Origin of the sequence: Pseudomonas sp. I3-I5, assembly GCF_022699445.1 — a bacterium.
Lineage (GTDB): Bacteria > Pseudomonadota > Gammaproteobacteria > Pseudomonadales > Pseudomonadaceae > Aquipseudomonas > Aquipseudomonas fulva.
Map to the genome: position 1 here is coordinate 4,790,307 of NZ_CP093940.1, position 14,694 is coordinate 4,805,000.

Below are 14,694 nucleotides of genomic sequence, written 5' to 3' on the forward strand. Positions count from 1 at the left end.
TATTATGCCGCTGCCGCCAGCTTCGCATGGCTGTCATCATTTTGAAACATCCTTGGGACGTACTGGCGGCATGCGCAAAGGGCCCCGCAGGGCCCTTTTCTCCGTGACGTGTGAGGTTATTGACCCGGCACGTCCTTGCGCAGCTTCACGGCCTCGTGCTCCTTGCCAGCCTTGCGTGCCAACGACGTACGCATGCGGATGTTGATGGCTTCGACCGCCAGGGAGAAGGCCATGGCGAAATAAACGTAGCCTTTAGGAACATGCACATCGAATGCTTCGGCGATCAGCACGGTACCTACCACGATCAGGAACGACAGCGCGAGCATCTTCAATGAAGGGTGCTTGTCGATGAAGTCGGCGATGGTACCGGCACAAGCCATCATGACCAGCACGGCGACGATGATTGCGGCGATCATCACCGGCACGTGCGACACCATCCCCACAGCGGTAATCACCGAATCCAGGGAGAAGACGATATCGATGATCGCGATCTGGATGATGGTGTACAAGAACTTGCCGCCAGAGCCCTTGGGTTCGTCGGCGTTTTCTTCTTCGCCTTCCAGGCCGTGGTAGATCTCCTGCGAGCTCTTCCAGAGCAGGAACAAGCCACCGAAGAACAAGATCAGGTCACGTCCGGATATACCCTGCCCTAGCACCACGAACAGATCGTCGGTCAGGCGCATTACCCAAGTGATGGACAGCAGCAGCATGATGCGAGTGACCATGGCCAGGGCCAGGCCGAAGATCCGGGTACGCGGCTGCATGTGCTTGGGCATGCGGCTGACCAGGATCGAGATCATGATGATGTTGTCGATGCCCAGAACGATTTCAAGCGCGGTCAGGGTGAAGAAGGCAACCCAGATTTCCGGGCTGGTCAGCCATTCCATGTGTTTTCCTTTGAGCGGTATGGGCGATGCGCCTGCATCGAGGCGCATTGCGGTGGAGAGAGGTCTGTTATCAGAGACTACTGAACAGCGGGAAAATGCCCATGATCAGCGCGGCGAACATTATGCACAGGCACACCAGTACTGCCCACTTGAGCGTAAAGCGTTGGTGATCCCCGAATTCGATGCCGGCCAGGGCGACCAGCAGGTAAGTCGAGGGTACCAGCGGGCTGAGCAGGTGCACCGGCTGCCCGACGATGGATGCACGGGCCATCTCGACCGGACTGATGCCATAGTGGCTTGCCGCTTCGGCCAGTACGGGGAGAACACCGTAATAGAAGGCGTCGTTGGACATGAAGAAGGTGAACGGCATGCTCACGATCGCCGTGATCACCGCCAGGTACGGGCCCAACGCTTCGGGAATGACAGCCAGCAGGCTTTTGGACATGGCATCGACCATGCCCGTGCCCGACAGGATGCCGGTGAAGATGCCTGCGGCGAAGATCAGGCCGGTAACCGCCAGCACGCTGCCGGCGTGGGCGGCGATACGGTCTTTCTGTTGTTGCAGGCAGGGGTAGTTGACGATCATCGCGATGCTGAAGGCGATCATGAACAGCACTGGCAACGGCAGCAGGCCGGCGATGAGGGCCGCCATCAATGCAGCGGTCAGTGCGCCATTGAAGTACAGCAGCTTTGGCCGGCGTGCCTCTGGATATTGCGAAACACTGATGTCGCTGTGATCGATATCGTCAGTTGGCAGGTGCAGCTCGCCCAGGCGGGCACGTTCGCGTTTGCCGTACAGGTAGGCGATGGCCAGGATCGCGACCACGCCGAACAACATCGCTGGAATCATGGGTACGAAGATATCGGAAGGGTCCACGTGCAAGGCGCTGGCCGCCCGCGCGGTGGGCCCACCCCATGGCGTCATGTTCATGACCCCGCCGGCAAGAATGATGAGCCCCGCCATGATGCGCGGGCTCATGCCCAGGCGGCTGTACATGGGCAGCATGGCCGCGCAGCAGATCATGTAGGTGGTAGCGCCGTCACCGTCCAGCGATACCACCAGAGCCAGCACGGCGGTGCCTACCGACACCTTGAGCGGGTCGCCCTTGACCAGCTTGAGGATTTTTCGCACCGCAGGGTCGAAAAGGCCGGAGTCGATCATCAAGGCAAAGTAGAGAATAGCGAACATCAGCATGACGCCGGTGGGCGCCAACTTGCTGATGCCTTCGAGCATCATGGGGCCGATCTTGCTGGCGAAACCGCCAAAGAGGGCGAACAGAATGGGCACCAGGATCAGGGCGATCAAGGCCGACAGGCGCTTGGTCATGATCAGGTACATGAACGTGACGACCATGGCGAAGCCGAGGAAGGTCAGCATGGCAATACTCCAGGCGAGGCGCGACGAAAAAGAGGACGGTTCGGGCGGGTCAGCGTGCAGGACGCTGCGCGTGGAGTAGGTAGGACGGGACTAAGAAAAGTCGGGCACGGAAAGGCATCGGTATCACCATTGTTGTTGTTGGTTGCGCCGGGCGCGGCACGTACCTCGCCCTGGCTGACCGGTCTGTGCCGGCAATGGGGCTATCCTAAGCGGGCAAGCTTTCAGCCAGCTTTCGCTCCAACAAGGGTGACAAAAGGTAGGTAAGGCGGGTGGATGAGCTGTTGAGCCGCTACAGCTGTAGCCCACCCGCTGCCTTATGCAGTGCGCGAAGATGCTCTCCGATGTGCTTCACGTTGGCTTCAACTGCCGCTATCTGCCTGGCCCGGGAAGGTTCGAGCAGCGCCCTCACCTCTTTGTCCAGGTTGGTACTCAAGCGCAGCAACTGCGCCTGGCGTTCGCTGCTGACCTTTTCCAGGTGAACCCGCTCTTCTCGCTGCGGCAGCCCGTAGCCTGTGGTGTCGAGCAATTCCGCCGGGCGACTCAGGAAACCGCTGTTGGCGAGCATCTGCTTGAGGGTGGCATCGGCCTTGTCGACGCTACCATCCTTGAGCGCTGCGGCATTGAGATAGCGCTGCTTGACCTCGTCCTGTGCCAACAGCAGTTGCCGTCGCAAGCCCGCCTGTTCCAGAAGCAGCAAGGCGGCACTGGTGCGCAGGTCAGCCTGGTCGAACCAGGGCTTGCGTTGCTCGGCGTCCAGGGCCAACCAATCCTCTACCTTGGTTTGCTTTACCGGCAGTTGCTTCTTCAGCACATCGAACATGGCCTGGTAGCGGTCGCGGTACGAGTCAAAGCGGTAGCCCAGGCGCAGTGCCTCTCGCGGATCGTCCAGCACGCTGGTGTCAGCCAGCCCACGGCCGTCGAGCACGGCAAGCAGGCCATTGGGCATGATGCTGTCGAGGTCGTTGAGTTTTGGGTTGGCGGTGCCGCTACGCAGCAGCTTCAGCGATTCCACGGCGCAGTTATTGGACAGGAACCAGTAGTTGCCGTCGTAGCTCCAGTGCATTTCGGCGGCCTGGCGGACCAGGTTCTCGATCTCCTCACGATTGAGCTTGAGTGGCACCGAGGCCAGGCTGCGCAGTTCGGTCTTGGTGTATTCATCGATGACCTGCCCCAGCGGCAGCACGAACAACCGGGAGGGGTAGACGCCGACCAGTCCATCCCAGCTGGACAACTGGACGTCGTTGACGAAAGCGCGGTACGAAAGCACCAGGCTTTGATCAAGGTCCAGGCGGCAGTCCGGGCCTCGCGGACGGCCGGGCTTGCAGATGACCAGGCGCAGCATGCTGTGCCCCCAGCGGCTGACCAGGTTCTGATTGGCCTCGGCCAGCAGGTAATCCACTTCGTACACCCGCTCGGGGTCGACCTCACCCAGTGGCTGGCGCGCGAAGTCGCTACCGGCATTGATGAACGGCAGGCCTTTGGCGCAGGCGTCCTGGGGAGGGCTCCAGCCAAAATGTTGAGTCAGGTATCGATTGAGCGCGGGGCGGCGACAGCCATAGCTGGGGTCGAGAAGGAAGTACTCCATATTGACCGCGACGTATTCTTTCGGGCTGCTCAGCTCGTAGCGGTCGGGGCTACGCACGAACTGGCCGTTATGCTGTTCGCGCTCGCCGCGCCGGCCTACGTACTGGGGCCAGCCGGCGAGGTCCAGCAGGCGTGGGTCATCGCTGAGGGTGAACCGTCGCCCCGCCTGGCCGCGGCATTCGCCGGGCAGGCCTACATTCCCGACAGTGCCTTGCAGGCGGTTGCATCGAGTGAGCAATGCGTTCTGCTGCCCCGGCCACAACCGGGCGCGGTCGTAGATATGAGTGAGCTCATGGACCACGGTCGCCAACAGTTCGTTGCGCACAGTGCCATGGGGCCGATGCGTCAGCTCTGTGGTCGCGGTGCCGTCGGCAAGGCTGGGCAGCAGGCGCCGATTGAGCATCAGGCTGGACACCAATGATGCCTGGCCGTAGGCGTCAGGCGGCATCTGGTCACTCCAACTGACGCTGACGGTGCGATCAAGCCGCTGCTTGAACGAGGGTGGCAGGCTGGCCATCGCTTGGTCGAGCAGCGCCTGGCTGGCGCTGACCTGCTGCGGGGTCAGGTCGGCGGTTTGCAGATCCAGGTGCAAGTCTGCAAGCGCGGGCGTGCCGAGTAGTGTCAGAAGACAGCCGAACCACCCGGCACGCAGTGACTTCACAGCGCGAGAATAGCTTCGGCCAATACCTGGTCACTGGCATCGCGTGCCTGCGGTACACGCTCGCGCAACGTCGTGAACGCCGCTTCCAGTTGCGCGCCACGGATATCGCCGTCGCTGGCCACGAAGCTGGCTGCATCGTCGTGAGCTTCACGTACCACTTTCGAATCGCGAATGGATGTCGTGGTATCCGATGTGAAGTCGATCGAGCGGCCAAAGGCGCGCACGATGATGTTGCTGGTGGCCACCAAGGTCTGAGCCTGGGCCAGGTCGGCCAACAGGAACATGCCGAGAGTAGCGGCAATCAGCGGTTTACGCATGGAGCATCTCCGAAAATACTGGGAGGAAAAGGATAGTCATTCGACGAGGATTGCTCGCGCCAGTTCCAGGTCGCTGGCAGTGCGCGCGGGTTTATGCACGCGAATGGCTTCAAGGGCTGCCTCAAGGCGTGCACCGCGCACACGACCCTCGGTGGCGACGAACACTGCTGCATCGTCGCGCGCTGCGCTTATGAGCTTTCGATCAAAAGGTGCAGTGGTGACCTGGGTCGTGACGTAACCCGAGATCACCAGGCCTTGGGTAGTGGCGTCCAGCGCGTGAGCCGTGGCTATGCCCGCGGTCCAGAGCAGGGGTAATAGCAGAAAACGCATGAGCGATCGGCTGGAGACGGCCTGCTGACTCAAAGAGCCAGGATGGCTTGAGCCAGTTGCTCGTCGCTGGCGTGCAAGGCAGGTGCCTGGGCACGGATGTGAACCAGCGCGCTTTCGAGCTTGGCGCCCCGGATGCTGCCCTGGCTGGCGACGAAGCTGGCGGCGTCGTCGCGGGCTGCTTGCACGATCTTGTTATCGCGCAGGGATGAAGACGCATCGGACGTGGCGTTGGTTGAGGCAGCGACGCCTCGTACCACGGTGTCGGTGGTGACGACAAAACTGCTGGCACTGGCTGTACCAGCCAGGCCAAGCATCAGCGCAGCGCCGATCAGGTAAGTACGGGTCATGAACGTAAGCTCCTGGTGTGAGGGGATCCAGCTGGGAACGTGGGCAACGGCCCTTGCCTAGACTATGACAGTCGGTTCTACCAGACAGTTAAGCGAAGCGTATCACGCGGTGCTGTATCAAGATGTTAATGATAGAGCGGCGTTGAACTGTTATGCCTTATAGAAGAGCTCACGGTAACTGTACCGGTGGCGGAGATTTTATTTGAAACACAAATAAAAAACCCGTCGCAGGGCTCTGCGACGGGTTTTCGAAATTCACGTTGCCAGTCAGGCTGGCACAGGCGCTTAGCGCCAGAAAGGCTTGCTCAACTCTTCGTAACGCTGCGATTCGCTGATACCGGCGTCTGCCAGCAGACGCGCATCCAAGCGGGCCAATTGACGACGGCTGGCCATACGACGCTGCCAAAGCAACAAGGTAGAGGCTACGCGCAGGGGGAACGAGGCATTGGATTGTTTGGCGGTGCTTTCAAAAACCAGACCGGAACTGAGGGTACGTTCCATGATGATCATCCTTCCGCTTATGGCGGCATTAGATAGTGATTTAACTGATGCCAATGATCCTCCCCTCTTGTCCATAACAGTAGATACAGTTGCAGGTAAAGAGGGCGAGCCAGTTAACTGTGTAATGCTACTGTTGCACTCAAAAGTGGCTAAACTGTACTGGTGTGCGCGAATATGGTGCATATTTCGGTGATTCCTCTGCCTTTCGGAGAGAACATCTGGTGAAAAGCAGTACAGTAGTACAGTTTATTCTGTTCCTGCCTTGTTGCTGCTTTCTCAGTGGCGTAAAAAAAGGGTCGCCAAGCGACCCTTCGAGGTTTGTGCTTACTTCAGGACGCGTTACAGGGCAAGCATGCGACCTGTCTCTTCCAGGTTTTCATGCCATGCCAGTGCTTCACGCAAGATGTGCGGCGTGTGCCCGCCCCGCTGGCAAGCGCGCTCGAAGTAATCGTTCAAGGCCGCGCGATAGTCGGGGTGCACGCAGTTGTCGATGATCGCCCTGGCGCGCTCCCGAGGGGCCAGGCCCCGCAAGTCTGCCAGGCCTTGCTCGGTGACCAGGATGTCCACGTCATGCTCGGTATGGTCCACATGGCTGACCATGGGTACCACGCTTGAGATGGCGCCGCCTTTGGCAATCGATTTGGTCACGAATACGGCCAGGTGTGCATTACGGGCGAAGTCGCCGGAACCGCCAATGCCGTTCATCATCCGGGTGCCGCAGACGTGCGTGGAGTTGACGTTGCCGTAGAGGTCGAATTCCAGGGCAGTGTTGATACCGATGATACCGAGACGCCGAACCACTTCGGGGTGGTTGGAGATTTCCTGCGGGCGCAGAACCAGCTTGTCCTTGTACTTTTCCAGGTTGCCGAACACGTCGGTGTTGCGGCGACTGGACAGGGTGATGGAACTGCCCGAGGCAAAGCGCAGTTTGCCCGCATCGATCAGATCGAACGTGGAGTCCTGCAGCACCTCGGAGTACATGGTCAGGTCTTCGAACGGCGAGTCGATGAGCCCGCACATCACGGCGTTGGCAATGCTGCCGATCCCCGCCTGCAGGGGCCCCAACCGGTTGGTCATGCGCCCTGCTTCAACCTCTTTCTTCAGGAAGCTGATCAGGTGGTCGGCAATGCCTTGGGTTTCGTCATCGGGTGGCAGCACCGTGGAGGGCGAATCGGGTTGGTCACTGATGACGATGCCTACGATCTTGGCAGGGTCGATGGCAATGGCGGTACTGCCGATGCGGTCATCCACCTTTACCAATGGGATGGGCGTGCGGGTAGGACGGTACGTAGGTATATAGATGTCGTGCAGCCCTTCCAGATTCGGGTTGTGCGACAAATTGATCTCGACGATAACTTTCTTGGCAAAGATCGCAAAGCTCGCCGAGTTGCCGACCGACGTGGTCGGTACAATATGCCCTTGCTCGGTGATGGCCACCGCTTCGATCACGGCAATGTCGGGGAGCTTCAGTTGCTGGTTGCGCAGTTGCTCGACGGTCTCCGACAAGTGCTGGTCGATGAACATGACCTTGCCATCGTTGATGGCCTTGCGCAGCGTACTGTCCACCTGGAACGGCATGCGGCGGGCCAGTACACCGGCTTCGGTCAGCTGTTTGTCCAGGTCGTTGCCAAGGCTCGCGCCGGTCATCAGGCTGATTTGCAGCGGCGACTGCTTGGCGCGTTCGGCCAGCGCGTGAGGGACGGCCTTGGCTTCACCGGCGCGGGTGAAGCCGCTCATGCCGACGGTCATGCCGTCCTCGATCAGGCCAGCGGCGTCGGCCGCACTCATTACCTTGCTATGCAGGGAGGACAAGCGGATGCGATCACGGTACATGGATTGTTATCTCGGGCTACTAAGCTACTGCTGCGCAGTCTAGTGATTTAGACCGGTGCCGTCCCGCGACCATGGTCGTATTACCCCCGCCGCTTCATGGCCGTTGATCCGGATCAATTAACGAAAAAGCCCTGGCCGTTATCGACCAGGGCTCTTCTTGTTCACAGGATCAGAACAGAACCTGCCTCACTCCACGGCCTTGACCATGTCTTCGATGACCTTCTTGGCGTCGCCGAATACCATCATGGTCTTGTCGAGGTAGAACAGCTCGTTGTCCAGGCCTGCATAGCCGCTGGCCATGGAGCGCTTGTTGACGATGATGGTCTTGGCTTTGAAGGCTTCGAGAATCGGCATGCCGGCGATCGGTGACTTGGGGTCATTCTTGGCGGCCGGGTTGACCACGTCGTTTGCGCCCAATACCAGGACTACGTCGGCCTGGCCGAACTCGGCATTGATGTCTTCCATCTCGAAGACCTGGTCGTAGGGGACCTCGGCTTCTGCCAACAGCACGTTCATGTGACCAGGCATACGCCCTGCCACCGGGTGAATGGCGTATTTGACGGTGACACCGTTGTGCGTGAGCTTCTCGGTCAGCTCCTTGAGCGCATGCTGGGCACGTGCGACGGCAAGGCCATAGCCGGGAACGATGATCACGCTGTCGGCGTTGCTGAGCAGGAAGGTCGCATCGTCGGCCGAGCCGGACTTCACCGGACGCTGTTCTGTGGAGCCTTGGGCAGCACCCGCTTCGGCATCGCCACCAAAGCCGCCCAGGATGACATTGAAGAACGAGCGGTTCATGGCCTTGCACATGATGTAGGACAGAATCGCCCCGGACGAACCTACCAGCGAGCCGGCGATGATCAACATGGAGTTGTTCAGCGAGAAGCCGATCCCTGCTGCAGCCCAGCCCGAGTAGCTGTTGAGCATCGACACCACCACCGGCATGTCGGCACCGCCGATCGGGATGATGATCAGCACGCCCATGATGAACGCCAGCACCAGCATGAGGGTAAAGGCGCTGTAGTGGCCGGTGAAGGTGAACAGCAACCCCAGCGCGATGGTGGTCAGGCCGAGAATGAGGTTGAGTTTGTGCTGACCGGCAAACTGCACCGGCGCGCCTTGGAACAGGCGAAACTTGTATTTGCCCGATAGCTTGCCGAAGGCGATCACCGAGCCCGAGAAGGTAATGGCACCAATGGCAGCCCCCAGGAACAGCTCCAGGCGGTTACCCGTAGGGATTGGATCGCTGATGGCGGCGACGATTCCCATCGACTGGGGCTCGAGCACTGCGGCAATGGCGATGAATACCGCGGCAAGGCCGATCATGCTGTGCATGAAGGCGACCAGCTCAGGCATCTTGGTCATCTCGACGCGTTTGGCCATCACCGAGCCTGCGGTGCCGCCCACCAGCAGCCCGACGATCACATAGCCGATGCCGGCCGTGGCCAGCTCAGCACCGAGCTTATAAATGAGACCGACCGTGGTGAGGATCGCGATACCCATACCGATCATGCCGAACAGGTTGCCACGCCGGGATGTAGTGGGGTGCGACAGGCCCTTGAGCGCCTGGATGAAACACACCGAGGCGACCAGGTACAGAAGTGTTACCAGATTCATGCTCATGCTGACTTCTGCCCCTCGTTCTTGACCTTTTTCTTGAACATTTCAAGCATGCGGCGGGTGACCAGGAACCCGCCAAATACGTTGACTGCAGCCAGAGCAACGGCGAGCGTGCCCATCACCTTTCCGGCAGGCGTGACCGTCAGCGCAGCGGCGAGCATGGCACCGACGATAACGATGGCCGATATCGCGTTGGTGACTGCCATCAGCGGGGTGTGCAACGCCGGTGTGACATTCCAGACCACGTGGTAACCCACATAAATGGCCAGCACGAAAATGATGAGGTTATAAATGCCATGGGAAATCAGCATGTCTTCCATTTGTCGTGCTCCTCAGCCGTTCTTGCGGACGATTTGACCGTCGCGGCACATGAGGCAGGCCGCGACGATGTCGTCTTCGAGGTTGATGGTCAGGGCGCCGTCCTTGTCGAACAGCAGTTTTGTGAAGTCCAGCAGGTTGCGTGCGTAAAGGGCGGAAGCGTCCGCTGCGACCAGGGCGGGTAGGTTAGTTGGGCCCACGATGGTGACGCCATGGGCATGCACGACCTCGTCGGCCACGGTCAGTGGGCAGTTGCCGCCCTGGGCCGCTGCCAGGTCGATGACTACCGAACCTGGTTTCATGTGGGCGACCGTTTCGGCGCTTAATAGCGTAGGCGCCTTGCGGCCAGGGATCAGTGCGGTGGTAATGACGATGTCCGCTTGCCGGGCACGCTCGTGTACGGCCTGAGCCTGACGCTGCATCCAGCTTGCCGGCATGGGCCTGGCGTAGCCGCCGACGCCTTGGGCACAGTCGCGCTCCTCATCGGTCTCGTAAGGCACATCGATGAACTTCGCGCCGAGCGATTCGATCTGTTCCTTCACCGCAGGGCGCACGTCCGATGCCTCGATGACTGCGCCAAGACGCTTGGCCGTCGCAATCGCTTGCAACCCCGCTACACCTGCACCCAGGATCAAGACGCGTGCTGCCTTCACCGTACCGGCGGCCGTCATCAGCATCGGCATGAAGCGCGGATAGTGATGGGCAGCCAGTAATACGGCTTTGTAGCCGGCGATGTTGGCTTGGGATGAAAGTACGTCCAGGCTTTGTGCCCGAGACGTTCGCGGCGCGGCCTCCAGCGCAAATGCCGTGAGGCCGCGCGCGGCCATCTTGGCGATAACGTCGTTGTTGAACGGGTTGAGCATGCCGACCAGAAGGCTGCCGCTGCTCATCAGCGCCAATTCACCATCGGTTGGCGCGACTACCTTGAGCACCAACTGGGTGCCATAGGCTTCAGCCGCCGAGCCCAGGCGGGCACCGACAGATTCATAGGCGCTGTCCGGAATGCTGGCATTGACCCCAGCACCTTGCTGGACCGTAACCTGATGACCCTGACCTATCAGTTTCTTGATGGTTTCAGGCGTCGCGGCGACCCTTGTCTCGCCGGTCTGCGTCTCGAGCGGAACACCAATGTGCACGACTATTTCTCCTGCGATGACCTTTTTTATATTTGTGAGGCCAGCGCACTTCGTAGGGTGCGCCGGAGCGGCTTAGGGCCCAACCACCCGATCCTGGGCGGGCACAGCATTTTGCAGACGAACCAGACGAGCTTCAATAGAATCTGGAGCGAAACTAACAAATAACTACAAGTCACCATGTGACCAGATGTCGCAGCTGATCTGTTGCGAACGCTCAAGCGCCTTTATTCGTCAAGCTAGGACAGTTTTCAGCGGAAAATCTGCATTTTTCGTGTTTAAGCAGGCGAATGTCGCAAACATAGGCTTGATAACAGATCGCTGAAGCACTCTATCACTGTCAGAAGCGCTGCAATATAGTTATTTAAATGCGACAGATCATTATATCTGTAGGTGTAAATTATAATTGACTACGGGGTCAGCTTTCCTTGGTGTCAGCGTAATCCGCCGCCTGTGCCACCAGCCATTCCCGAAACGCATCCAGCGTGGTTGATTCGACCCTGCGCTCCGGAATCATTAGATAGTAGGCCCTGTCGCTACGTAGAACATGCCTGTTAGCGACCACCAGCCTACCCTCGCCGAGCTCGCGTTGAATGAGAAAGGGGGGAATGAGCGCAACCCCCATTCCATGCATGGCCGCTTGTGCGAGCATTGAAAAGAGCTCAAGGCGGGGGCCGGTCATGTCGGTTGCTACAGAAATGCCGATGCTGCTGAACCACTGACGCCATGCATAGGGCCGGGTGCTTTGTTGCAGCAGGGGGAGTTGTGCAATGTCGTGCGCCTGGAGGGTGTGCCTATCACCAAGCAACGCCGGGCTGCAGACAGGGACAGGATTTTCACCCATCAGCCTGTGCGAGCGGGTACCTGACCAGTCACCGTCACCAAAGTAGATGGCGGCATCGAAGCTGGTATCGGCAAATAGAAAAGGTCGTGTGCGATTGGTCAGGTTGACCGTGACATCGGGTTGACGCTGCTGGAAATCCATCAACCGCGGCAGCAACCATTGAGTGCCGAACGTGGGCACCACTGCCAGCTCGATCACGCTGGCGCCCTGCTGACGCATCACCGACAGCGTATCGCGCTCTACCGCATCGAGTTGCGCGGCCACTTGCCGGCTGTAGGACAGCCCTGCTTCGGTCAGCTTCACGCCCCGGTGTGAGCGGCGGAACAACTCAACGTTCAAAAAGCCCTCAAGGCTGCCGATCTGCCTGCACACAGCGCCCTGGGTCAGCGACAGTTCCTGAGCAGCCTTGGTGAAGCTTTCGTGGCGGGCGGCAGCCTCGAAGCAAACCAGGGCTGTAGTGCTGGGTATCTTCCGACGCATGCCTATCCCTCACTCGTGGACATTTGGTTTTGGGGTTTCAATGCTCTCTGAGTGAGAAAATAGCACTCATAGGTGCAGAAACGTCGTTTGTCGTCGCCGCTTGCCCGGCCTAGGATCACGTCATAAGTCATCCACCGTTCTGGGAGAAATGCATTCATGGCCGCCAAAGCAAGCTTCAGCTGGATCGACCCCCTCTTGCTGGATCAACAGCTCAGTGAAGAAGAGCGCATGGTTCGAGACAGTGCCTATCAGTTCGCCCAGGACAAGCTGGCTCCGCGCGTGCTTGAAGCGTTCCGTCACGAAAAGACAGATGTAGCGATCTTTCGCGAGATGGGTGAAGTGGGCCTGCTGGGCGCTACGATCCCGGAGCAGTACGGTGGGAGCGGTCTGAACTACGTGTGTTACGGGCTCATTGCTCGCGAGGTAGAGCGCATCGACTCGGGGTATCGCTCGATGATGAGTGTGCAGTCGTCGTTGGTGATGGTGCCGATCAATGAATTTGGCTCCGAGGCACAGAAACAGAAGTACTTGCCCAAGCTTGCCAGTGGCGAGTGGATTGGTTGCTTTGGCCTTACTGAACCCAATCATGGGTCTGACCCGGGGTCGATGGTCACTCGTGCCCGGAAAGTCGAAGGCGGCTATCGGTTGACCGGCAGCAAGATGTGGATCACCAACAGTCCTATCGCTGATGTGTTCGTGGTGTGGGGCAAGGACGACGCAGGTGACATCCGTGGTTTCGTTTTGGAAAAGGGCTGGGAGGGCCTGAGTGCACCGGCGATTCATGGCAAGGTCGGGCTGCGCGCCTCCGTGACGGGTGAGATTGTCATGGACAATGTGTTTGTGCCCGAGGAGAACATGTTCCCTGAGGTGCGCGGGCTCAAGGGGCCTTTCACTTGCCTGAACTCCGCACGCTACGGCATTTCATGGGGAGCGCTGGGCGCTGCCGAGGCCTGCTGGCATACAGCGCGTCAGTACACCCTGGACCGGCAGCAGTTTGGCAGGCCGCTGGCTGCCAACCAGCTGATTCAGAAGAAGCTCGCTGACATGCAGACAGAGATCACCTTGGCACTGCAAGGCTGCTTGCGTCTGGGGCGCATGAAAGACGAGGGCACTGCCGCTGTCGAGATTACGTCGATCATGAAGCGCAACTCATGTGGCAAGGCGCTGGACATCGCCCGCATGGCGCGTGACATGTTGGGCGGTAATGGCATCTCGGACGAATTCGGCGTGGCGCGTCATCTGGTCAACCTCGAGGTGGTGAACACTTATGAAGGCACCCATGACGTGCATGCTCTGATTCTGGGGCGTGCGCAGACAGGTATTCAGGCTTTCTATTAATAAGGAGGCTGTCATGGGAGCGCTTTCGCATCTGCGCGTGCTGGACCTGTCGCGGGTACTGGCGGGGCCGTGGGCTGGTCAGATCCTTGCGGACCTGGGTGCCGATGTCATCAAGGTCGAGCGTCCTGGCAAGGGCGATGACACGAGGGCGTGGGGGCCGCCTTATCTCAAGGACAGCGCGGGTGGCAGTACTGGCGAAGCGGCTTATTATCTGGCAGCCAACCGCAACAAGCGCTCTATCACGATCGACTTCACCCAGGCCGATGGTCAGCGACTGATCCGCGAACTGGCTGCCAAGAGCGATATCGTCATTGAAAACTTCAAGGTAGGCGGCTTGGCGGCTTATGGGCTGGATTATCCATGCCTGAAGGCTATCAATCCGAAGCTCATCTATTGCTCGATCACCGGGTTCGGGCAGACAGGTCCCTATGCGCAGCGTGCGGGCTATGACTTCATGATTCAGGGGCTTGGCGGGCTCATGAGCCTGACAGGGCTGCCGGAGGGTGAGGTGGGTGCGGGGCCTGTGAAGGTTGGGGTGGCGCTGACGGACATTCTTACCGGGCTGTATTCGACGGTGGCGATTCTGGCGGCGCTGTCTCATCGGGAGCAGCGTGGTGAGGGTCAGCACATCGACATGGCTCTGCTGGATGTCCAGGTGGCGTGCCTGGCCAATCAGGCGATGAATTACCTGACAACGGGCGTGCCGCCGCGTCGCCTGGGCAATGCGCACCCGAATATCGTGCCTTACCAGAACTTTCCCACGGCCGATGGCGACTTCATTCTCACTGTGGGCAACGATGGTCAGTTCCGAAAGTTTGCAGAGGTGGCTGGGCAGGTACAGTGGGCTGATGACCCGCGGTTCGCAACCAACAAGGCACGTGTAGCCAACAGGGGCGAGCTAGTACCGTTGATTCGCCAGGTGACGGTGTTCAGGACGACGGCGCAGTGGGTGAGTGACCTGGAAGCAGTAGGCGTGCCGTGTGGGCCGGTCAATGACCTGGCGCAGGTGTTTGAGGATCCACAGGTAGTGGCGCGAGAACTGGCAGTGAGCATGGCGCACCCACTGGCAGGCACAGTGCCCCAGGTCGCTTCGCCGATTCGCTTGTCGCAGACGCCTGTTGAG

14 protein-coding genes (1 of these 14 cut by a window edge) are annotated in these 14,694 nt (G+C 59.6%); 2 read left to right on the forward strand and 12 right to left on the reverse strand.

Annotation, left to right across the window (positions count from 1 at the left end; translation table 11 throughout):
* Positions 1-116 precede the first annotated feature (116 nt).
* From MOP87_RS21575 to MOP87_RS21630, 12 genes are all read right to left on the reverse strand, one after another.
* Positions 117-887: a TerC family protein gene (locus tag MOP87_RS21575; protein ID WP_027913220.1), complete on the reverse strand. Its 771-nt coding sequence runs from the start codon at positions 885-887 to the stop codon at positions 117-119.
* A 70-nt stretch (positions 888-957) separates the two neighbouring features.
* Positions 958-2,265, reverse strand: a complete 1,308-nt coding sequence (locus MOP87_RS21580) for a CitMHS family transporter (protein ID WP_023532698.1) — start codon at positions 2,263-2,265, stop codon at positions 958-960.
* A gap of 289 nt (positions 2,266-2,554) precedes the next feature.
* Positions 2,555-4,510, reverse strand: coding sequence for a DUF4105 domain-containing protein (locus MOP87_RS21585; RefSeq protein ID WP_049695234.1), 1,956 nt, complete (start codon positions 4,508-4,510; stop codon positions 2,555-2,557).
* Positions 4,507-4,827: a DUF2388 domain-containing protein gene (locus MOP87_RS21590; RefSeq protein WP_023532340.1), complete on the reverse strand. Its 321-nt coding sequence runs from the start codon at positions 4,825-4,827 to the stop codon at positions 4,507-4,509. The genes MOP87_RS21585 and MOP87_RS21590 overlap by 4 nt, the downstream gene beginning before the upstream one ends.
* A 36-nt stretch (positions 4,828-4,863) precedes the next feature.
* Positions 4,864-5,157, reverse strand: a complete 294-nt coding sequence (locus MOP87_RS21595) for a DUF2388 domain-containing protein (RefSeq protein ID WP_059183484.1) — start codon at positions 5,155-5,157, stop codon at positions 4,864-4,866.
* A 29-nt stretch (positions 5,158-5,186) separates the two neighbouring features.
* Positions 5,187-5,504, reverse strand: coding sequence for a DUF2388 domain-containing protein (locus tag MOP87_RS21600; RefSeq protein ID WP_027913216.1), 318 nt, complete (start codon positions 5,502-5,504; stop codon positions 5,187-5,189).
* Positions 5,505-5,789: 285 nt separating this feature from the next.
* Entirely contained in the window at positions 5,790-6,005 is a 216-nt protein-coding gene (locus MOP87_RS21605) for a DUF1127 domain-containing protein (protein ID WP_027913215.1), read from the reverse strand.
* 339 nt (positions 6,006-6,344) lie between these two features.
* Positions 6,345-7,838: an acetyl-CoA hydrolase/transferase family protein gene (locus tag MOP87_RS21610; protein ID WP_028687772.1), complete on the reverse strand. Its 1,494-nt coding sequence runs from the start codon at positions 7,836-7,838 to the stop codon at positions 6,345-6,347.
* 186 nt (positions 7,839-8,024) lie between these two features.
* Positions 8,025-9,461: an NAD(P)(+) transhydrogenase (Re/Si-specific) subunit beta gene (locus MOP87_RS21615; RefSeq protein WP_027913213.1), complete on the reverse strand. Its 1,437-nt coding sequence runs from the start codon at positions 9,459-9,461 to the stop codon at positions 8,025-8,027.
* Positions 9,458-9,778 (reverse strand): NAD(P) transhydrogenase subunit alpha, encoded by a 321-nt coding sequence (locus tag MOP87_RS21620; RefSeq protein WP_023532697.1) that lies wholly within the window; start codon positions 9,776-9,778, stop codon positions 9,458-9,460. Before MOP87_RS21620 ends, MOP87_RS21615 begins: the two co-directional genes overlap by 4 nt.
* A gap of 12 nt (positions 9,779-9,790) precedes the next feature.
* Complete coding sequence (locus tag MOP87_RS21625; protein ID WP_027913212.1) at positions 9,791-10,912, reverse strand: Re/Si-specific NAD(P)(+) transhydrogenase subunit alpha; 1,122 nt, start codon at positions 10,910-10,912, stop codon at positions 9,791-9,793.
* A 415-nt stretch (positions 10,913-11,327) separates the two neighbouring features.
* On the reverse strand, positions 11,328-12,233 hold the full coding sequence (locus tag MOP87_RS21630; RefSeq protein WP_027913211.1) for a LysR family transcriptional regulator: 906 nt from the start codon (positions 12,231-12,233) through the stop codon (positions 11,328-11,330).
* A gap of 156 nt (positions 12,234-12,389) precedes the next feature.
* Between MOP87_RS21630 and MOP87_RS21635 the strand changes: the two genes are divergently transcribed.
* Together MOP87_RS21635 and MOP87_RS21640 are read left to right on the forward strand one after the other, a co-directional pair.
* A complete protein-coding gene (locus MOP87_RS21635; protein ID WP_027913210.1) occupies positions 12,390-13,571 on the forward strand; it encodes an acyl-CoA dehydrogenase in 1,182 nt (393 codons plus the stop codon).
* 13 nt (positions 13,572-13,584) lie between these two features.
* A protein-coding gene (locus tag MOP87_RS21640) for a CaiB/BaiF CoA-transferase family protein (RefSeq protein WP_027913209.1) crosses the window boundary here: on the forward strand, positions 13,585-14,694 show its 5' portion. 111 nt of this gene lie beyond the right edge of the window; the window shows 1,110 of its 1,221 coding nt (coding positions 1-1,110); it begins with the start codon at positions 13,585-13,587; the stop codon falls past the right edge of the window.